The organism is Citrobacter sp. Cb023 (assembly GCF_030336805.1).
Taxonomy (GTDB): domain Bacteria; phylum Pseudomonadota; class Gammaproteobacteria; order Enterobacterales; family Enterobacteriaceae; genus Citrobacter; species Citrobacter braakii.
In genome coordinates this window covers 72,212-91,175 of sequence record NZ_JAOWCV010000016.1, presented here as the reverse complement: position 1 = coordinate 91,175, position 18,964 = coordinate 72,212, and the positions used below count along the sequence as shown (strand labels likewise).

Sequence of the window (18,964 nt, the reverse complement as noted above, 5' to 3'; positions counted from 1 at the left end):
ATTTTAGAAAGAAGGAAGAAACCTTTGGTATTTTGCCAAAGATTGGCATAAGTGGCAAAAACAAGAAGATAAAAAGGACGCAGATCACCAGTTGAAACATTTTATCGCAAAAATAAAAACACTGTTTTATTTATTAAATAAAAGACATCATTCAATACATCAATACGAATTTCAGTCTGCAGGCGCAGATACAAAAAAAGCGCCATAAGGCGCTTTTTTCTGACAGCTGAAACTTACTTGCTGCCTGGGATGCTGAAACGCTTGTTGAAGCGATCAACACGGCCACCGGTAGCAACATCACGCTGCTTGCCAGTATAGAACGGGTGGCACTGACCGCACACGTCCAGGTTCAGATCGTGACCGACGGTAGAGCGGATTTTCATGACGTTACCGCAAGAGCAGTTTGCAGTAATTTCTTCGTATTTCGGGTGAATATCTTTTTTCATGGGAAAACCTCGGTTTAAGGCCGCGTCGCTCTTCCAGCCCTAACGCCAGACACCACGCGATGTTAATTATTCCCCGTCACCTTTCACGCTGCATCAACAGCCTGAAACTCTCGGGTAATGGTCATTGTTTGACGCAATCAATTTGCATCAAAGGCGGCGAATCATACAGAAATTAACCTGCTCATGCAAACTGATCCGCATTCTACCCTTCACTAATGTGTATACTAACCCGCCAGATTTCAAGTCAGGATGATTCAATGCCCGTTGCGCACGTTGCCTTACCCGTTCCGCTACCTCGCACCTTTGACTACCTGCTGCCGGAAGGCATGAGCGCCAAAGCCGGGTGTCGTGTACGCGTGCCCTTTGGCAAGCAACAGGAGCGCGTGGGCATCGTTTTATCCGTCAGCGAGCACAGCGAACTGCCGCTGAGCGAATTGAAAGCCGTTCTCGAAGTGCTGGACAGCGAGCCGGTTTATTCGACCTCCGTCTGGCGTCTGCTGCTGTGGGCGGCTGACTATTATCACCATCCTATCGGCGACGTACTGTTTCACGCCCTGCCGATTCTGCTGCGCCAGGGACGCCCGGCGACAAACGCGCCCATATGGTACTGGTTTGCCACTGAAGAAGGTCAGGTTATTGATCTCAACAGCCTCAAGCGCTCTCCCAAGCAACAGCAGGCGCTGGCTGCGCTACGCCAGGGAAAAATCTGGCGCGACCAGGTGGCTGAGCTCGAATTTAATGATGCCGCATTACAGGCGCTGCGGAAAAAAGGGCTGTGCGATCTGGCGAGCGAAACGCCTGGTTTTAGCGACTGGCGTACCCACTACGCGGTTTCCGGTGAGCGTCTTCGACTGAACACCGAGCAAGCCACCGCCGTCGGGGCGATTCACAGCGCCGCGGACAGTTTTAGCGCCTGGCTATTAGCGGGCGTGACGGGCTCAGGCAAAACAGAGGTCTATCTAAGCGTACTGGAAAATGTCCTGGCCCAGGGCAAGCAGGCGCTGGTAATGGTGCCGGAGATTGGCCTGACGCCGCAAACTATTGCCCGTTTTCGCGAACGCTTCAATGCGCCGGTCGAAGTCCTGCACTCCGGTTTGAACGACAGCGAACGTCTTTCGGCCTGGCTGAAAGCAAAAAATGGCGAAGCGGCGATTGTTATCGGCACGCGCTCGTCACTGTTTACACCGTTTAAAAATCTCGGCGTGATTGTCATCGACGAAGAGCATGACAGCTCTTATAAACAGCAGGAAGGCTGGCGCTATCATGCGCGCGATCTCGCGGTTTATCGCGCCCACAGCGAGCAGATCCCGATTATTCTCGGCTCAGCCACTCCGGCTCTGGAAACGCTGTGCAACGTGCGACAGAAAAAATATCGCATGCTGCGCCTGACGCGCCGTGCCGGAAATGCGCGCCCCGCCACTCAGCACGTGCTGGATCTCAAAGGTCAGCAGGTGCAGGCCGGACTCGCCCCTGCGCTTATCACCCGTATGCGTCAGCACCTGCAGGCGGATAACCAGGTGATTCTGTTTTTGAACCGCCGGGGCTTTGCTCCTGCGCTGCTGTGTCATGACTGCGGCTGGATTGCCGAATGTCCGCGCTGCGATCACTACTACACGCTGCATCAGGCACAGCACCATTTACGCTGCCACCACTGCGACAGCCAGCGCCCAATACCACGTCAGTGCCCTTCCTGCGGCTCAACGCATATAGTTCCGGTTGGACTCGGCACCGAACAGCTTGAGCAGGCTCTGACCCCTTTTTTCCCCGGCGTGCCAATCTCACGCATCGATCGCGACACCACCAGCCGTAAAGGGTCGCTGGAGCAGCATCTGGCGGAAGTACATCGCGGCGGCGCACGAATTCTGATCGGCACGCAAATGCTGGCCAAAGGCCACCACTTCCCGGACGTCACCCTGGTGGCGCTTCTGGACGTTGACGGCGCACTATTTTCTGCAGATTTCCGGTCGGCAGAACGCTTCGCCCAGCTTTACACGCAGGTCTCCGGGCGAGCAGGACGCGCCGGGAAACAGGGCGAAGTGGTGCTACAAACGCACCATCCTGAGCATCCGCTGCTGCAAACTTTGCTGTACAAAGGTTATGACGCGTTTGCCGAGCAGGCGCTGGCCGAGCGACAAACGCTCCAGCTTCCACCGTGGACCAGCCATGTGATCGTGCGGGCAGAAGATCATAACAACCAGCATGCGCCAATGTTCTTACAACAGTTGCGAAATCTGATCCAGGCCAGTCCGCTTGCCGATGACAAACTGTGGGTGCTCGGCCCGGTTCCCGCCCTGGCCCCCAAGCGCGGCGGTCGCTATCGCTGGCAAATTTTGTTGCAACATCCGTCGCGAATTCGCCTGCAGCATATCGTCAGCGGCACGCTGGCGCTGATCAATACGTTACCCGATGCACGTAAGGTTAAATGGGTGCTGGATGTCGATCCCATCGAGGGATAATCCCTCACGATGCGAGGCGGATCGTAAAATTAAAGATCCATCACACTTTTTATGAAAATTCTGTAACCGCTTCCATTAACTATCTGATAAAAATGTTTCAGATGAAGGCTATTCAAGGACGAGTCTGTGCCAGCAGCTCTCTGGCGAGGAGAAAGAGTGAAACCGAATAAGCAGGTTGCCGCCGCTACGATGAAAGATGTTGCTCTGAAGGCGAAAGTCTCAACGGCAACCGTATCCCGCGCATTAATGAACCCGGACAAAGTCTCGCAGTCAACCCGTAACAAGGTTGAACAGGCTGCGCTGGAAGTGGGATATTTACCCCAATCAATGGGACGCAACGTTAAGCGTAATGAATCACGTACCATTCTGGTGATTGTGCCGGATATCTGCGATCCGTTTTTTAGTGAAGTGATTCGCGGCATAGAAGTGACCGCCGCTGAGCAGGGATATCTGGTGCTTATCGGCGACTGCGCCCACCAGAATCAGCAGGAAAAGACCTTCCTCAACCTCATTATCACCAAACAGATCGATGGCATGGTGCTGCTCAGTTCGCGACTGCCGTTTGATGCCAGCGTGGAAGAGCAGCGCAACTTGCCGCCGATGGTCATGTCCAACGAGTTCGCGCCAGAGCTGGAACTCCCCACCGTGCACATTGATAATCTCACCGCCGCCTTCAACGCGATGAACTATCTGCTGGAACTGGGGCATAAACGCATTGGCTGTATCGCCGGACCAGAGGATATGCCGCTGTGCCATTACCGTCTGCAAGGTTACGTTCAGGCATTGCGTCGCAGTGGAATTACGGTCGATCCGCATTTCATCGCGCGTGGTGACTTTACCTATGAAGCGGGAGCCAATGCGCTTAAGCAACTCCTTGAGCTTCCACAGCCACCTACTGCGGTCTTTTGCCACAGCGATGTCATGGCGCTGGGGGCACTCTCTTACGCCAAACGTCAGGGTCTGAAGGTACCTGACGATTTATCCATCATTGGCTTTGATAATATTTCGCTCACGGAATTTTGTGATCCACCCCTGACAACCGTCGCACAGCCGCGTTTCGATATCGGACGTGAAGCTATGCTGTTACTGCTCGATCAATTACAAGGTCAGAACGTCAGCAGTGGCTCACGTTTACTGGACTGCGAGCTTATTATTCGGGGCACTACCCGGGCACTGACGTAAAGTAAAGTGCTTTCGGACTCCCCTGTCTGGTCAAAGGCCCGCCGCTTAAGTAACATGGCGGGCTGACGAACGAATAAATACAGCGAAACGATAGTGGCACAACGAGATTATGTACGTCGCGGCCAACCGGCACCTTCGCGGCGCAAGAAGAGCACATCACGGAAAAAACAACGCAATACGCCTGCGGTATCGCCCGCTATGGTTGCTATTGCTGCAGCCGTACTCGTGACCTTTATCGGTGGTCTGTACTTCATTACGCATCACAAGAAAGAAGAGTCCGAAACGCTGCAAAACCAGAAAGTCACCGGTAATGGCATCCCGCCAAAACCGGAAGAGCGCTGGCGATACATCAAAGAGCTGGAAAGCCGTCAGCCTGGCGTACGTGCGCCTACCGAACCGTCTGCAGGCGGCGAGGTACTGAACGCCGATCAGCTTACCAATGAGCAGCGCCAGTTGTTGGCGCAAATGCAGGCCGATATGCGCCAACAGCCAACGCAGCTCAACGAAGTACCATGGAACGAACAAACTGCGGAACAACGCCAGCAAACGCTGCAGCGTCAACGTCAGGTGCAACAGCAGCAGTGGAATAACACCCAACAGCAGGCTCAACAGCCGCGCCAACGGGTAACGGAACAGCCGTACCAGCAGCAGCAAACGCGTACTGCGCAAACCGCACCGGTACAGCAGCCGAAGGCGCAGCCAAAACCTGCGGCCCAACAGCCGTATCAGGATCTACTGCAAACACCTGCGCATACCACCGCCGCTCAGCCGAAAACGCAGCCGGCCGCGCCGATAACAAATGAAACGCAGCCGCCAAAACAGACGGCGGAGAAAAAAGATGAACGCCGCTGGATGGTACAGTGCGGCTCATTTAAAGGCGCTGAGCAGGCAGAAACCGTGCGCGCGCAGTTGGCTTTTGAAGGCTTCAACTCACGTATTACCACCAATAACGGCTGGAATCGCGTGGTCATTGGTCCGGTCAAAGGCAAAGAGAATGCCGACAACACCATCAGCCGCCTGAAAGTTGCTGGTCACACAAACTGCATTCGACTCGCCACTGGGGGTTGAAACCCCCAAAATCCCCCCCATCTATACTTGCATTACGCCCCGCATACTGCGCGGGGCCTGTGTTTTGCATTTGTAACCAAGGGGTCTGCTCGTGACAACAATAGTAAGCGTACGCCGTAACGGCCATGTGGTAATCGCCGGTGATGGTCAGGCCACACTGGGTAACACCGTAATGAAAGGCAACGTGAAGAAAGTCCGCCGTCTGTACAACGACAAAGTCATCGCGGGCTTTGCGGGCGGTACTGCGGATGCATTCACGCTGTTTGAACTGTTTGAACGCAAGCTGGAAATGCACCAGGGTCACCTGGTGAAAGCTGCCGTTGAACTGGCAAAAGACTGGCGTACCGACCGTATGCTGCGCAAACTCGAAGCGCTGCTGGCCGTTGCGGATGAAACTGCATCACTCATCATCACCGGTAACGGCGACGTCATACAGCCAGAAAACGATCTGATTGCCATCGGCTCCGGCGGTCCCTACGCCCAGGCTGCTGCACGCGCTCTGCTGGAAAACACCGAGCTTGGCGCACGCGAGATTGCTGAGAAAGCGTTGGATATTGCAGGGGATATCTGCATTTATACCAACCACTTCCATACCATCGAAGAATTGAACTCCAAAGCGTAAGGATCCCCCATGTCTGAAATGACTCCACGCGAAATTGTCAGCGAACTGAACAAACACATCATCGGCCAGGACAACGCTAAGCGTTCCGTGGCGATTGCCCTGCGTAACCGCTGGCGCCGCATGCAGCTCAACGAAGAGCTGCGCCATGAAGTTACGCCGAAAAACATTCTGATGATTGGCCCAACCGGCGTCGGTAAAACCGAAATCGCCCGTCGTCTGGCAAAACTGGCCAACGCGCCGTTCATCAAAGTTGAAGCAACGAAATTCACCGAAGTCGGCTATGTTGGTAAAGAAGTTGACTCTATCATCCGCGATCTGACCGATGCTGCCATCAAAATGGTCCGCGTTCAGGCCATCGAGAAAAACCGCTTCCGTGCCGAAGAGATGGCGGAAGAGCGCATTCTCGACGTGCTGATCCCACCGGCTAAAAATAACTGGGGACAGTCAGAGCAGCCGCAGGAACCTTCAGCAGCGCGTCAGGCGTTCCGTAAAAAACTGCGTGAAGGCCAGTTGGATGATAAAGAGATCGAAATCGATCTCGCGGCCGCACCGATGGGCGTTGAAATCATGGCGCCTCCGGGAATGGAAGAGATGACCAGCCAGCTACAGTCCATGTTCCAGAACCTGGGCGGTCAGAAGCAAAAACCGCGTAAGCTGAAAATCAAAGACGCGATGAAGCTGCTGATTGAAGAAGAAGCGGCCAAACTGGTGAATCCGGAAGAGCTGAAACAGGAAGCTATCGACGCCGTTGAGCAACACGGAATCGTGTTTATCGACGAAATCGACAAAATCTGTAAGCGCGGCGAATCCTCCGGCCCGGACGTGTCCCGTGAAGGCGTACAGCGCGACCTGCTGCCGCTGGTTGAAGGCTGCACGGTCTCCACTAAACACGGTATGGTGAAAACAGACCACATTCTGTTTATCGCCTCTGGCGCATTCCAGGTAGCGAAACCGTCTGACCTGATCCCGGAACTGCAGGGTCGTCTGCCGATTCGTGTCGAGCTGCAGGCGCTGACCACCAGCGATTTTGAGCGTATCCTTACCGAACCGAATGCCTCCATCACCGTCCAGTACAAAGCGCTGATGGCGACCGAAGGTGTGGACATCAACTTCACCGAATCGGGCATTAAACGCATTGCCGAAGCGGCCTGGCAGGTCAATGAAACCACCGAAAACATCGGTGCACGTCGTCTGCATACCGTTCTCGAGCGTCTGATGGAAGATATTTCCTATGATGCGAGCGATTTAAACGGCCAAAGCATCACAATTGATGCCGAATATGTGAGCAAACATCTGGATGCGCTGGTCGCAGATGAAGATCTGAGCCGTTTTATCCTATAATCGCGTTCAATGCATTTTCATCACTGTTGATGGGGCTGATAAAGCCCCATTTTTATTGGCGCTAAATATGACTGAACAACAAAAAATTAGCCGCTCACAAGCCTGGCTGGAAAGTTTACGACCTAAGACCTTACCGCTCGCCTTCGCGGCGATCATCGTCGGTACGGCATTAGCATGGTGGCAAGGATACTTCGATCCGCTGGTTGCTCTGTTGGCATTGATTACAGCAGGACTGCTGCAAATTCTGTCCAACCTCGCTAACGACTATGGCGATGCCGTCAAAGGCAGCGACAAGCCCGACCGCATTGGACCACTGCGCGGTATGCAAAAAGGGGTTATCACCCAACAGCAGATGAAGCGTGCGCTGATCGTTACCGTGGTGTTGATCTGTCTGTCGGGTCTGGCCCTGGTTGCTGTGGCCTGTCACACGCTGGCGGATTTTGTCGGTTTCCTGGTACTTGGTGGCCTGTCGATTATCGCGGCGATCACCTACACCGTGGGTAATCGCCCTTACGGATATATCGGTCTGGGCGATATTTCCGTGCTGGTATTCTTTGGCTGGCTTAGCGTGATGGGAAGCTGGTATCTGCAGGCGCATACGCTGATTCCGGCGCTGATTCTGCCTGCCACCGCCTGTGGCCTGCTGGCAACTGCCGTGCTCAACGTCAACAACCTGCGCGATATCAACAGCGACAGAGAGAACGGCAAGAACACGCTGGTAGTACGTTTAGGTGCCGTCAATGCCCGCCGCTACCATGCCTGCCTGCTGATGGGTACGCTGGTCTGCCTGGCGCTGTTTAACCTGTTTTCGCTACAAAGTCTGTGGGGATGGCTGTTTATCCTTGCCGCTCCGCTGCTTTTCAAACAGGCGCGTTACGTGATGCGCGAAATGGATCCTGCGGCAATGCGTCCGATGCTGGAACGCACCGTAAAAGCGGCACTATTAACTAACTTGCTGTTTGTCGTTGGAATTTTCTTAAGTCAGTGGTCTCTTTAACTGACAAATATCAATTAACAATTGATGATTTTGCCAACAGTACACATAGCGCGATATACTAAAAATTCTCGCAGCAACTGAACGTTAAGCCTATGAAATACGATACATCCGAGCTTTGTGACATCTATCAGGAAGATGTCAACGTCGTGGAACCGCTGTTCTCTAACTTTGGAGGACGGTCGTCGTTTGGCGGACAAATCATCACGGTAAAATGTTTCGAGGACAACGGGTTGCTGTACGATCTGCTCGAACAAAATGGCCGTGGTCGCATTCTGCTGGTCGATGGCGGCGGTTCTGTCCGTCGTGCGCTGGTCGATGCCGAACTGGCACGACTGGCCGTACAGAATGAATGGGAAGGTCTGGTCATCTACGGCTCAGTCCGCCAGGTAGACGATCTGGAAGAACTGGATATCGGCATTCAGGCGATTGCCGCAATTCCGGTAGGTGCTTCAGGAGAGGGGATTGGGGAAAGCGATGTGCGCGTCAACTTTGGCGGCGTGACATTCTTCTCCGGCGACCACCTGTACGCCGACAACACCGGGATAATCCTCTCCGAAGACCCGCTCGATATCGAGTAAGTGAAAAAGGCCATCAGCAAGTTTGATGGCCTTTTATTTTCTTCATTCATCCGATTTGTAGTGAATGACCTTAACATCATAATTCCCAGCTCTTGCTTCAACAACGACACTCATCATCTCGCGACTTGCAGGATAAGATTCAACGTATGCGTTTAATTTTTCTTCTGCTCTGTGAATATCATTCTTAGGTATCCCCGTAAAAACTATTTCACTGCGTTGAAGATGGCTACCCTCATCTGTATGGCTTACAAAAAACCAGTCGCTGGATACCCTTGGAACCTGTTTAATCAATTTCGGCGTTAATAACTGATAAATTAATAAATCATGCTGCGTATAACATTTTTTTGTAAAGACACTCACCATGAAATAACAATAAAGCAGCGCAAAAAAAAGCATAGATACAATAATAACACCTAATCGTCGAAACGTCATATACGGCGTTCCCGAACATAATTTGGATTCACAACTGGTTTTATTACATCCATAAATAAGTGTAAGGCCAAAAATCCTGTAAGGATTCGAAACGATGTGACGTACTCAAGAATATAGACAAAGCAATACCTTGCAGAATTCGCTCCTGCAATCCTCGTCGCACCATGAATCTACGATATATACCAGCATTGATATTTAGACCGTGAATGCTTTTAGACATACTTTGATGGTAATTTACTTCATAAAATTCACTATCACCACCACGAGGTCTTGTCATTTCAAACCATAATTTTTCAGCGCCTGCCGGATTAGCGTGGCCTAAATCAATCCACCCTAGATTATCTGTATAGATAAGACCATATCTAATATCTCTGGTGATAAATCGATCCGAATTATCAATAATATCGTTTCTTTTTGTCATATCGTATTCTTTGAAATTTGAGAATTACGATATCCTAAAGTCTACATAGTAAAAAGGCATCCATTATGGATGCCTTTTTAAAGAAATCAGAATTAGACTTCTTCCATACGCCCCAACAGGGCATGCAGACGATCCTGCCAGCCGTTCTGCTGTTCTTTCAGGTTGTTGTTCTCACGCTCCAGCTCTTCACGCTGCTGCTGTGCAGACTGAACTTCCTGCGACAGTGAGTTGTTCTTTTCTTTCAGCTCTTCGATTTCCATCTGCAACAGCGTGATGGTATCAATCGCCTGCTGTACTTTTGCTTCCAGTTTCTCAAACACTTCTAATGACATCGTCATACCTCTCCTGAATTGCAAGGCGTTGATGGATAAAAATCCTCGTCCCGATAACCGGCGACGCCTTAATAAAAACGAGCGCACTCTACTTAACACCGATTGTATGAAGCCGCGTCATCCCTGTCCAGCGGCATCCCGCGCAGATTGCGGTTTGCAACACTTTTCGTCTTTCTCCTGGTGACATTACTATCATAACTCTTAAGTGTTAACGAATTGATCATTGAAATGATTCAGCTCACACTATTTTTGTATAACAAATACCGCGAAATGGCGCGATAACGCTCATTTTGTTGATGGAGTACACACATTTCAATTTCGATATTTCTCGTTTTTGAGCGTTAACGATAAATTAACAGTGTGCCTACCGGCTCCGGGGATGTCAGTGACCTTCTCGCATACAATAAACATTAAACTCTCTTCAGGATCCGATTATGAGTCAAACATCAACCTTAAAAGGCCAGTGCATTGCTGAATTCCTCGGTACCGGGTTGTTGATTTTCTTCGGTGTGGGATGTGTCGCTGCACTCAAAGTTGCTGGGGCTACTTTTGGTCAGTGGGAAATCAGTATCATCTGGGGTCTGGGGGTAGCGATGGCTATCTATCTGACTGCAGGCGTTTCTGGTGCACACCTGAATCCAGCGGTAACCATCGCACTCTGGCTGTTCGCCTGTTTTGATAAACGCAAAGTTGCACCTTTTATTATTTCGCAAATTGCCGGCGCCTTTTGCGCAGCGGCACTGGTTTACGGGCTTTATTACAATCTTTTCATCGATTTCGAACAAACTAACCATATCGTGCGCGGCAGTACCGAAAGCCTGGGTCTGGCAGGTACTTTCTCGACCTATCCGAACCCGCATATCAATTTTGTGCAGGCCTTCGCGGTTGAAATGGTCATTACCGCTATTCTAATGGGGCTGATTCTGGCTCTGACCGACGATGGTAACGGTGTACCTCGTGGTCCGCTGGCACCACTGCTGATCGGCTTGTTGATCGCCGTTATTGGTGCTTCCATGGGTCCGCTGACAGGTTTTGCGATGAACCCGGCACGTGACTTCGGACCGAAACTCTTCGCCTGGATGGCCGGATGGGGTGAGATTGCCTTCACGGGTGGTCGTGATATCCCTTACTTCCTGGTCCCAGTGTTTGGCCCGATTACCGGCGCGATTTTAGGCGCATGGGCATATCGCAAACTGATTGGTCGCCATTTACCGTGCGATGTCTGCGCGATTGAAGAGAAAGACGTTGCGACCAACACTCAACAAAAAGCTTCGCAGTAATGTGACTACGGGACAAATAATCATGACTGAAAAAAAATATATCGTTGCGCTCGACCAGGGCACCACCAGCTCCCGCGCGGTCGTAATGGACCACGATGCGAATATCGTTAGCGTTTCACAGCGCGAATTCGAGCAAATCTACCCGAAAGCAGGTTGGGTAGAACATGACCCAATGGAAATTTGGGCGACCCAAAGCTCCACGCTGGTAGAAGTTCTGGCGAAAGCCGATATCAGTTCCGATGAAATTGCAGCGATCGGTATTACCAACCAGCGTGAAACCACCATCGTCTGGGAGCGTGAGACCGGTAAACCTATCTATAACGCAATTGTGTGGCAGTGTCGTCGTACCGCGGATATCTGCGAAAAGCTCAAGCGCGACGGTATGGAAGAGTACATCCGTAATAACACGGGTCTGGTAATTGACCCATACTTTTCTGGCACTAAAGTGAAGTGGATCCTCGACCACGTAGAAGGCTCACGTGAGCGCGCTCGTCGCGGCGAACTGCTGTTCGGTACGGTAGACACCTGGCTTATCTGGAAAATGACGCAGGGACGCGTACACGTAACGGATTACACCAACGCCTCACGTACCATGCTGTTCAACATCCACTCCCTGGACTGGGATGACACGATGCTGGATGCGCTGGATATTCCGCGTGCAATGCTGCCAGAAGTGCGTCGTTCTTCTGAAGTGTACGGCCAGACCAACATCGGTGGTAAAGGCGGCATTCGTATTCCTATCTCCGGTATTGCCGGTGACCAGCAGGCCGCTCTGTTTGGCCAGCTGTGCGTAAAGGAAGGGATGGCGAAAAACACTTACGGTACCGGCTGCTTCATGCTGATGAACACTGGCGAGAAAGCCGTTAAGTCCGAAAATGGACTACTGACCACCATCGCCTGTGGACCGACCGGGGAAGTGAACTACGCGCTGGAAGGTGCGGTATTTATGGCTGGCGCATCCATCCAGTGGCTGCGCGATGAAATGAAACTCATCAGCGATGCATTCGACTCTGAATATTTCGCCACCAAAGTGAAAGACACCAACGGCGTATACGTCGTTCCGGCATTCACAGGCCTTGGCGCACCGTACTGGGACCCGTATGCACGCGGAGCCATCTTCGGCCTGACCCGTGGCGTAAACTCCAACCACATCATCCGCGCAACGCTTGAGTCTATCGCTTACCAGACCCGTGACGTACTGGAAGCGATGCAGGCTGACTCCGGTATTCGCCTGCACGCCCTGCGCGTCGATGGCGGTGCGGTCGCCAACAACTTCCTGATGCAGTTCCAGTCCGATATTCTCGGCACGCGCGTTGAGCGCCCGGAAGTCCGCGAAGTCACCGCATTGGGTGCTGCGTACCTTGCCGGTCTGGCAGTAGGTTTCTGGCAGAATCTGGATGAACTGCAGGAGAAAGCGGTCATCGAGCGTGAATTCCGCCCTGGCATCGAAACCACCGAGCGTAATTTCCGTTACAGCGGCTGGAAAAAAGCAGTCAAACGCGCCATGGCGTGGGAAGATCACGACGAGTAATTCGTCATTGCCGGATGGCGACGTTACCTTGTCCGGCAATATCTTCGTGCGGGGGCAACCCCGCACACACATCAATAATCTAGTCCCCTCCCCTGTGCTACACTTCGCGCCATTCCTTTCTGCTACGAGTTTGCAATGAGACGAGAACTTGCCATTGAATTTTCACGCGTGACCGAAGCGGCCGCGCTGGCTGGCTATAAATGGCTGGGCCGCGGCGATAAAAATACCGCTGATGGCGCGGCGGTGAACGCCATGCGTATTATGCTCAACCAGGTCAACATCGACGGCACCATCGTGATTGGCGAGGGTGAGATTGATGAAGCGCCGATGCTGTTTATCGGCGAGAAAGTCGGAACCGGCCACGGTGATGCGGTCGACATCGCCGTCGATCCTATCGAAGGCACGCGTATGACGGCAATGGGCCAGGCGAATGCGCTGGCGGTGCTGGCTGTAGGCGATAAAGGCTGTTTCCTGAACGCGCCAGACATGTACATGGAAAAGCTGATTGTCGGCCCTGGCGCAAAAGGGTCCATCGACCTGAACCTGTCGCTGGAAACCAACCTGCGAAACATTGCAGCCGCGCTGAACAAACCACTGAGTGACCTGACCGTCACCATCCTGGCAAAACCACGCCATGACGAGGTTATTGCAGAGATGGCGAAACTGGGCGTGCGCGTCTTCGCCATTCCTGACGGCGACGTTGCGGCCTCGATTCTGACCTGTATGCCTGACAGCGAAGTTGACGTGCTTTACGGTATTGGCGGCGCACCGGAAGGCGTGGTTTCCGCGGCCGTCATCCGCGCGCTGGACGGCGACATGCAGGGCCGCCTGCTGGCGCGCCATGACGTCAAAGGCGACAGCGAAGAGAACCGTTGTATTGGCGAACAGGAACTGGCCCGCTGCACCGCGATGGGCATTGAAGCGGGCAAAGCGCTGCGTCTGGATGAAATGGCGCGCAGCGACAACGTCATTTTCTCCGCTACCGGCATCACCAAAGGCGATCTGCTGGAAGGGATTAGCCGTAAAGGCAATATCGCAACCACCGAAACGCTGTTGATCCGCGGCAAATCACGCACGATCCGCCGCATTCAGTCGATTCACTACCTCGATCGCAAAGATCCCGATGTGCAGGCGCACATCCTGTAATTGATTTGATCAATAGAGCCTTCCAGCCCATCCGGGCTGGAAATCTTTCGTCCAACGAACGAAGATAAGGCAATCAAAGCAGACAGGAGAAAACCATGGCAGATTGGGTAACAGGCAAAGTCACAAAGGTGCAGAACTGGACCGATGCCCTGTTTAGTTTGACCGTGCAAGCTCCGGTTCTTCCTTTCACTGCAGGTCAGTTCACCAAGCTTGGCCTTGAGATCGACGGTGAGCGCGTCCAGCGCGCCTATTCCTACGTGAATGCGCCCGATAACCCCGACTTAGAATTTTATCTGGTGACGGTTCCCGACGGCAAACTCAGCCCTCAACTGGCGGCGCTAAAGCCTGGCGATGAAGTTCAGGTGGTGAGTGAGGCCGCTGGATTCTTCGTGCTGGATGAAGTCCCTGATTGCGAAACGCTATGGATGCTGGCAACCGGCACGGCTATCGGCCCGTATTTGTCGATTCTGCAACTAGGCAAAGATCTGGGTCGCTTTAAAAATCTGGTGCTGGTCCACGCCGCACGCTATGCCGCCGATTTGAGCTACCTGCCATTGATGCAGGCGCTGGAAAAGCGCTACGAAGGTAAATTACGCATCCAGACGGTTGTTAGCCGTGAGACAGCCGTAGATTCGCTGACCGGGCGTGTACCGGCGCTGATTGACAGCGGTGAACTGGAAAAGGCGGTAGGGCTGCCAATGGATAAAGAAACCAGCCATGTGATGTTGTGCGGAAATCCACAAATGGTACGCGACACGCAGCAACTGCTGAAAGAGACCCGGCAGATGACCAAACACCTGCGCCGTCGACCGGGCCATATGACTGCTGAACACTACTGGTGAGGGTTGCCGGGAGGCGCTTGCGCTTCTCCGGTCGACAACTACTGGCGCTCGGCTTTGTACTTTACGTCCTGCGTATCCTTACCATATTTATTTTCGTCCTGGGTGCCAACGAACGCGCCCAGATCGATGAGCATACCGACCAGAATGAGCGTCGGAACAAAGCGACCAACCGCCCATTGCCAGACGCCGGGTAACACCGCCCAATTTCCGGCCAGCAGCATCCACGCCAAAATCATCAGCAGCGCCCACGCTCCAGAACGTCCCCGATCGTGCAGGCGTTTTACCGTCACTGCCGCCGTCGGCCATAGCAGACAAACCAGACAAAATGCCGCAGTCTGAATATCGAGTAATTGCTTGCTCGCCAGCGAGAACAGAACCAGCATTCCGACGATCCACAGACCTATCCAAATCCAGAAATCACGGCGCCCGATGCGCCCTTTAAATGAGAATAACCACTGCTGTATGGTCATGTAAGTTCCTTTATTATTACCTTCCAGAACAGTTTACCCTTTTGACAAGCCCGACAGTTACCGTTTTAATCGTGAGCAGTCATAACGAAAGGTACGATTGATGAAGCAAGGATTTACACTGTTTTTATTATTGTTTTCAGCCTTCACCGCGAGCGTTGCGGCACGGGCGGAAGAGCCATCGACGGCAACCACGGCCCCCTATTTACTGGCGGGTGCGCCGACCTTTGACCTGTCGATTAGCCAGTTTCGCGAAAACTTTAATACGCAGAATCCGAAGCTTATCCTGAATGAGTTCCGCGCCATCGACAGCAGCCGCGATCGGGCAAACCTCACCCGCGCGGCCAGTAAAATCAATGAAAACCTGTATGCGTCCTCCGCCCTTGAGCGCGGCACGCTAAAAATCAAAAGTATGCAGATAACCTGGTTGCCGATTCAGGGACCAGAACAAAAGGCGGCCAAAGCGAAAGCGCTGGAATACATGACCGCCGTCATTCGTACCGTCGCGCCGCTACTGACGAAAGAGCAGAGCCAGAAAAAGCTGCAAAAACTGCTCGCTGCCGGCAAAGGTAAACACTATTACGCCGAAACAGAAGGCGCAATTCGCTATGTTGTGGCAGATAACGGTGAAAAAGGGCTGACCTTCGCTGTTGAACCGATTAAGCTGGCACTATCAGAAAGTCTTGAGAAGGCGAATTGATGACAAAAAGCAAAGCCTTTCCGCAGACGAATCTCTATACTGTTTCACAGACCATGCTGCCCTGACGGGCGGCCATATTCCTTAATTCGCTGACAAGCGTGGAGAAATGAAATGCGACATCCTTTAGTGATGGGTAACTGGAAACTGAACGGCAGCCGCCACATGGTAAACGAACTGGTTGCTAATCTGCGTAAAGAACTGGCTGGCGTTGCTGGCTGTGCAGTAGCAATCGCTCCGCCGGAAATGTATATCGACCTGGCGAAACACGCCGCTGCCGGTAGCCACATTATCCTGGGCGCGCAGAACGTTGACCTGAACCTGTCTGGCGCATTTACCGGTGAAACAAGTGCTGAAATGCTGAAAGATATCGGCGCGCAGTACATCATTATCGGTCACTCTGAGCGTCGTACTTACCACAAAGAGTCTGACGAGCTGATCGCTAAAAAATTCGCCGTACTGAAAGAACAAGGTCTGACTCCGGTTCTGTGCATCGGTGAAACCGAAGCAGAAAACGAAGCGGGCAAAACTGAAGAAGTCTGTGCACGTCAGATCGACGCCGTTCTGAAAACTCAGGGCGCGGCAGCATTCGAAGGCGTCGTTATCGCTTACGAACCAGTATGGGCTATCGGTACCGGTAAATCTGCAACTCCTGCTCAGGCTCAGGCTGTTCACAAATTCATTCGTGACCACATTGCTAAAGCTGACGCGAAAATCGCTGAACAAGTTATCATCCAGTACGGCGGTTCCGTAAATGCAGCTAACGCAGCAGAACTGTTCGCTCAGCCGGACATCGATGGCGCGCTGGTTGGCGGTGCTTCTCTGAAAGCAGATGCCTTCGCGGTCATCGTTAAAGCAGCAGAAGCGGCTAAACAGGCGTAATGCTGTTGAGGCGGGTAGCGCTTCGCTGACCCGTCCTCCAAGACTGTAGGCCCGGTAAGCGTTAGCGCTACCGGGCTTTTTTTTACAACTTACCCAACACGCTAAACCACAGATAATCCAGCGGCAGAAGAAGCAGATATGTTGCCGTCGCCAGCGCGATACACAGCAGCATCCCCGCCCTCGCAGGCACTTTCCCAAGCGCCATCGCCACCACAATCGGCGAAGCCTGATACGGCAGTAGCGGTGTGGAATACCCCAATACCTGAATCATAATTACCGACAGCAGCGGGAACCCAGTCGCATCGGCAAAACTTTGCGCCAGAGTGGTATACAGCGCCGGAACGCCGTTCGCCGTCATAATAAAATTGAGTGCGGTGGTAATGCCGGTCAGCGCGAGAAAGCTGGTAAATGGTTTTTCCGCATCCAGCGGCATCACCTGTAACAGCGCCTCGCCCACTGCATTGCCAATGCCGGTCTGGGTAACGGTAATTGCCAACCCCAGAATCCCCGCCACGTAAATGCAGGTCCTGATATTTACCCCGGAGGAAAACTCGTCGCCATTGATAAAACCAACCCGTGGTAGCAGCGTGATAACCGCCGCCGCCAGCCCGGTCCACGCAGGCCCTATACCGTGCCAGCTTTCACTTACCCACAGCAGCAGCACCACTGCTAGCATCCAGGCCAGGCGTTTTTCATCCCGGCTCATTGGTTCCGCTGGCGTGAGATCGCGCGGTGCGTGGGGCTTGCCAGGGAACAGCCAGCAGATAAGCATGATGAGCACCGCGCCTTTAAGCCAGCCCAGAACCGGCGTATGCAGCAGCAAATAGGGAAGATAATTGAGGTGGATGCCGTAAGAGCCTTCCGCCGCGCCGCTCATTACCAGATTGGGCACGTTAGCGGGTAAAATGGTCGCGGAAAGCTGGAACGTCCCAAACCCGACGGCCAGCGCCAGACCATACCAGGCGCGCGTACCCTCGTTAATTCCGGCACGCTTCGCCATTGCGGCAACAATCGGCATCAGCAGCGCAATACGCCCCATATTGGACGGCATCACAAACGCCAGCGCGTAACTGAGCAGCACCACGCTCGCCACCATTAACGGCCAGGAATCGGTCAATCGCGATGACAGCGCTCTCGCCGCCCTGTCCGCCAGCCCCGTTTTGCGAATCGCGATACCCAGCACAAAACCACTAAAGACCAGCCAGAATGCCGAAGACGCAAATCCGCCAAAGATCACATCCGCAGGGGCGATTTTGGCGACCATTGCTACGGCAAAGAACAGCAGCGCCGTTATAAACTCCGGCAGTAGCGACGTAGCCCAGAGCAGGATGGTAATGCCAATCACCAGAGAGGGGATAAACAGAGGGTGTGTAAGCCAGAGCGACATGCCTGTCTCCTGTTGTTTTTTTCAACAAGAATACGGGGACAGACATGCGGAGTAAATGCCAGATTAGGTGGGGTTAACGCAGAATATCACATTGATGATCCTGAATTTCCTCAGCGGAGGCGAGATTGAGCGACAACAGATTGCGCTGGGTCGCCAGCAGGACAAAGGACTCATCGCTCTGACGCACCATCGCCAGCGCATAGCTGCCCATGTGCTCACGCGCATCCGGCACCTCTTCTGCCAGCATCATAAACGGGCTGCGTTGCGCCAATTCATTTTCCGTGACGCGACGCGCCAGATATTCATGACCGCGCAGCCCATCCGGTAATGGCAGCCAACGAGTGCTGATTTTCGCCAGATTGTCATCCAGCTGTTTTCTGACATCGGTTCGCAGGCAGGAGATATGAATATGCAGATGATTTTGCGTACGCCCGCTACGCGAGTTAATGGTCAGCGATACCGCTTTGTCAGGGATTTCCGGACCGTATTTTTGGCTCATAAAGCTGCGCGCCTGCCAGGCCAGCCAGAAAAAGTTCGGCGTACCTGATTTCAGCAGCAGCGGGCTTTCCGTTCCGTTGATGCGCCAGGTCGGCATCAACAGGTATTGCAGTGGGCCGTTACGATCTTTGAACACCACATATCCGGCATCCGGCTTCACTTCGGCGCACGGCGTGGGATCCTGCTGCTGCAACTGGTGCGGCAGGCATTGCTGAAGAACAATCTGGCGTAATGCGTCCGGGTTACCGGTGAATTTCCAGTACCCGATACCTGCAGCAGCGGCGACTACAATCACCGCCAGTAAAAGATAGCCTGCTTTTTTCATTACGCGTTCCCTGTATCTCATTGAAGGGCAAGAG

At 53.0% G+C, this 18,964-nt stretch carries 20 protein-coding genes; 13 read left to right on the top strand and 7 right to left on the bottom strand.

Going from position 1 to position 18,964, the window contains the following annotated elements:
- Positions 1 to 233: 233 nt before the first annotated feature.
- Complete coding sequence (gene rpmE, locus OGW44_RS00535) at positions 234 to 446, bottom strand: 50S ribosomal protein L31 (RefSeq protein ID WP_008787040.1); 213 nt, start codon at positions 444 to 446, stop codon at positions 234 to 236.
- Positions 447 to 703: 257 nt separating this feature from the next.
- Between rpmE and priA the strand changes: the two genes are divergently transcribed.
- The 7 genes from priA (at position 704) to rraA (ending at position 8,690) form a co-directional block, all read left to right on the top strand.
- Positions 704 to 2,902, top strand: coding sequence for a primosomal protein N' (priA, locus tag OGW44_RS00530; RefSeq protein ID WP_185655075.1), 2,199 nt, complete (start codon positions 704 to 706; stop codon positions 2,900 to 2,902).
- Positions 2,903 to 3,058: 156 nt separating this feature from the next.
- Positions 3,059 to 4,084: a DNA-binding transcriptional regulator CytR gene (gene cytR, locus OGW44_RS00525; protein ID WP_016157916.1), complete on the top strand. Its 1,026-nt coding sequence runs from the start codon at positions 3,059 to 3,061 to the stop codon at positions 4,082 to 4,084.
- Between the two features lie 93 nt (positions 4,085 to 4,177).
- A complete protein-coding gene (gene ftsN / locus OGW44_RS00520; RefSeq protein WP_071600361.1) occupies positions 4,178 to 5,152 on the top strand; it encodes a cell division protein FtsN in 975 nt (324 codons plus the stop codon).
- Positions 5,153 to 5,243: 91 nt separating this feature from the next.
- A complete protein-coding gene (gene hslV / locus OGW44_RS00515) occupies positions 5,244 to 5,774 on the top strand; it encodes an ATP-dependent protease subunit HslV (RefSeq protein ID WP_003028805.1) in 531 nt (176 codons plus the stop codon).
- 9 nt (positions 5,775 to 5,783) lie between these two features.
- On the top strand, positions 5,784 to 7,115 hold the full coding sequence (gene hslU, locus OGW44_RS00510) for an ATP-dependent protease ATPase subunit HslU (RefSeq protein ID WP_003028803.1): 1,332 nt from the start codon (positions 5,784 to 5,786) through the stop codon (positions 7,113 to 7,115).
- Between the two features lie 67 nt (positions 7,116 to 7,182).
- Positions 7,183 to 8,112, top strand: coding sequence for a 1,4-dihydroxy-2-naphthoate polyprenyltransferase (menA, locus tag OGW44_RS00505; RefSeq protein ID WP_016157915.1), 930 nt, complete (start codon positions 7,183 to 7,185; stop codon positions 8,110 to 8,112).
- A 92-nt stretch (positions 8,113 to 8,204) separates the two neighbouring features.
- On the top strand, positions 8,205 to 8,690 hold the full coding sequence (rraA, locus tag OGW44_RS00500) for a ribonuclease E activity regulator RraA (protein WP_008787034.1): 486 nt from the start codon (positions 8,205 to 8,207) through the stop codon (positions 8,688 to 8,690).
- A 42-nt stretch (positions 8,691 to 8,732) separates the two neighbouring features.
- Here the strand turns inward: rraA and OGW44_RS00495 are convergent, their stop codons facing one another.
- From OGW44_RS00495 to zapB, 3 genes are all read right to left on the bottom strand, one after another.
- Complete coding sequence (locus OGW44_RS00495; protein WP_047415575.1) at positions 8,733 to 9,122, bottom strand: hypothetical protein; 390 nt, start codon at positions 9,120 to 9,122, stop codon at positions 8,733 to 8,735.
- A gap of 43 nt (positions 9,123 to 9,165) precedes the next feature.
- A complete protein-coding gene (locus OGW44_RS00490; protein ID WP_233623859.1) occupies positions 9,166 to 9,543 on the bottom strand; it encodes a hypothetical protein in 378 nt (125 codons plus the stop codon).
- A gap of 92 nt (positions 9,544 to 9,635) precedes the next feature.
- Positions 9,636 to 9,881 carry a septal ring assembly protein ZapB gene (gene zapB / locus OGW44_RS00485; RefSeq protein WP_019077914.1) on the bottom strand — a complete coding sequence of 82 codons (246 nt, stop codon included), beginning with the start codon at positions 9,879 to 9,881 and terminating at the stop codon, positions 9,636 to 9,638.
- Positions 9,882 to 10,309: 428 nt separating this feature from the next.
- Here zapB and OGW44_RS00480 point away from each other — a divergent pair, with 428 nt between their 5' ends.
- From OGW44_RS00480 to fpr, 4 genes are all read left to right on the top strand, one after another.
- Entirely contained in the window at positions 10,310 to 11,155 is an 846-nt protein-coding gene (locus OGW44_RS00480; protein WP_016155255.1) for an MIP/aquaporin family protein, read from the top strand.
- A 22-nt stretch (positions 11,156 to 11,177) separates the two neighbouring features.
- Positions 11,178 to 12,686: a glycerol kinase GlpK gene (gene glpK, locus OGW44_RS00475; RefSeq protein ID WP_016155254.1), complete on the top strand. Its 1,509-nt coding sequence runs from the start codon at positions 11,178 to 11,180 to the stop codon at positions 12,684 to 12,686.
- A 135-nt stretch (positions 12,687 to 12,821) separates the two neighbouring features.
- On the top strand, positions 12,822 to 13,832 hold the full coding sequence (glpX, locus tag OGW44_RS00470) for a class II fructose-bisphosphatase (protein ID WP_103928813.1): 1,011 nt from the start codon (positions 12,822 to 12,824) through the stop codon (positions 13,830 to 13,832).
- A 95-nt stretch (positions 13,833 to 13,927) separates the two neighbouring features.
- Positions 13,928 to 14,674: a ferredoxin--NADP(+) reductase gene (gene fpr / locus OGW44_RS00465; protein WP_185655074.1), complete on the top strand. Its 747-nt coding sequence runs from the start codon at positions 13,928 to 13,930 to the stop codon at positions 14,672 to 14,674.
- A gap of 38 nt (positions 14,675 to 14,712) precedes the next feature.
- Here the strand turns inward: fpr and OGW44_RS00460 are convergent, their stop codons facing one another.
- Entirely contained in the window at positions 14,713 to 15,144 is a 432-nt protein-coding gene (locus OGW44_RS00460) for a DUF805 domain-containing protein (protein WP_046276397.1), read from the bottom strand.
- A gap of 100 nt (positions 15,145 to 15,244) precedes the next feature.
- Here OGW44_RS00460 and OGW44_RS00455 point away from each other — a divergent pair, with 100 nt between their 5' ends.
- Entirely contained in the window at positions 15,245 to 15,841 is a 597-nt protein-coding gene (locus OGW44_RS00455; protein WP_016155250.1) for a YiiQ family protein, read from the top strand.
- A 111-nt stretch (positions 15,842 to 15,952) separates the two neighbouring features.
- Positions 15,953 to 16,720, top strand: coding sequence for a triose-phosphate isomerase (gene tpiA, locus OGW44_RS00450; protein WP_003028783.1), 768 nt, complete (start codon positions 15,953 to 15,955; stop codon positions 16,718 to 16,720).
- A gap of 82 nt (positions 16,721 to 16,802) precedes the next feature.
- Here tpiA and OGW44_RS00445 read toward each other — a convergent pair whose 3' ends face one another.
- Entirely contained in the window at positions 16,803 to 18,107 is a 1,305-nt protein-coding gene (locus tag OGW44_RS00445; protein ID WP_016157906.1) for an SLC13 family permease, read from the bottom strand.
- 73 nt (positions 18,108 to 18,180) lie between these two features.
- Positions 18,181 to 18,930 (bottom strand): CDP-diacylglycerol diphosphatase, encoded by a 750-nt coding sequence (locus tag OGW44_RS00440; RefSeq protein ID WP_185655073.1) that lies wholly within the window; start codon positions 18,928 to 18,930, stop codon positions 18,181 to 18,183.
- Positions 18,931 to 18,964 lie beyond the last annotated feature (34 nt).

Coding starts and splice junctions, on each gene's coding strand:
- rpmE (WP_008787040.1), bottom strand. CDS start 446: ATGAAAAAAGATATTCACCCGAAATACGAAGAAATTACTGCAAACTGC.
- priA (WP_185655075.1), top strand. CDS start 704: ATGCCCGTTGCGCACGTTGCCTTACCCGTTCCGCTACCTCGCACCTTT.
- hslU (WP_003028803.1), top strand. CDS start 5,784: ATGTCTGAAATGACTCCACGCGAAATTGTCAGCGAACTGAACAAACAC.
- menA (WP_016157915.1), top strand. CDS start 7,183: ATGACTGAACAACAAAAAATTAGCCGCTCACAAGCCTGGCTGGAAAGT.
- rraA (WP_008787034.1), top strand. CDS start 8,205: ATGAAATACGATACATCCGAGCTTTGTGACATCTATCAGGAAGATGTC.
- OGW44_RS00495 (WP_047415575.1), bottom strand. CDS start 9,122: ATGACGTTTCGACGATTAGGTGTTATTATTGTATCTATGCTTTTTTTT.
- OGW44_RS00490 (WP_233623859.1), bottom strand. CDS start 9,543: ATGACAAAAAGAAACGATATTATTGATAATTCGGATCGATTTATCACC.
- zapB (WP_019077914.1), bottom strand. CDS start 9,881: ATGACGATGTCATTAGAAGTGTTTGAGAAACTGGAAGCAAAAGTACAG.
- OGW44_RS00480 (WP_016155255.1), top strand. CDS start 10,310: ATGAGTCAAACATCAACCTTAAAAGGCCAGTGCATTGCTGAATTCCTC.
- glpK (WP_016155254.1), top strand. CDS start 11,178: ATGACTGAAAAAAAATATATCGTTGCGCTCGACCAGGGCACCACCAGC.
- glpX (WP_103928813.1), top strand. CDS start 12,822: ATGAGACGAGAACTTGCCATTGAATTTTCACGCGTGACCGAAGCGGCC.
- fpr (WP_185655074.1), top strand. CDS start 13,928: ATGGCAGATTGGGTAACAGGCAAAGTCACAAAGGTGCAGAACTGGACC.
- OGW44_RS00460 (WP_046276397.1), bottom strand. CDS start 15,144: ATGACCATACAGCAGTGGTTATTCTCATTTAAAGGGCGCATCGGGCGC.
- OGW44_RS00455 (WP_016155250.1), top strand. CDS start 15,245: ATGAAGCAAGGATTTACACTGTTTTTATTATTGTTTTCAGCCTTCACC.
- tpiA (WP_003028783.1), top strand. CDS start 15,953: ATGCGACATCCTTTAGTGATGGGTAACTGGAAACTGAACGGCAGCCGC.
- OGW44_RS00445 (WP_016157906.1), bottom strand. CDS start 18,107: ATGTCGCTCTGGCTTACACACCCTCTGTTTATCCCCTCTCTGGTGATT.
- OGW44_RS00440 (WP_185655073.1), bottom strand. CDS start 18,930: ATGAAAAAAGCAGGCTATCTTTTACTGGCGGTGATTGTAGTCGCCGCT.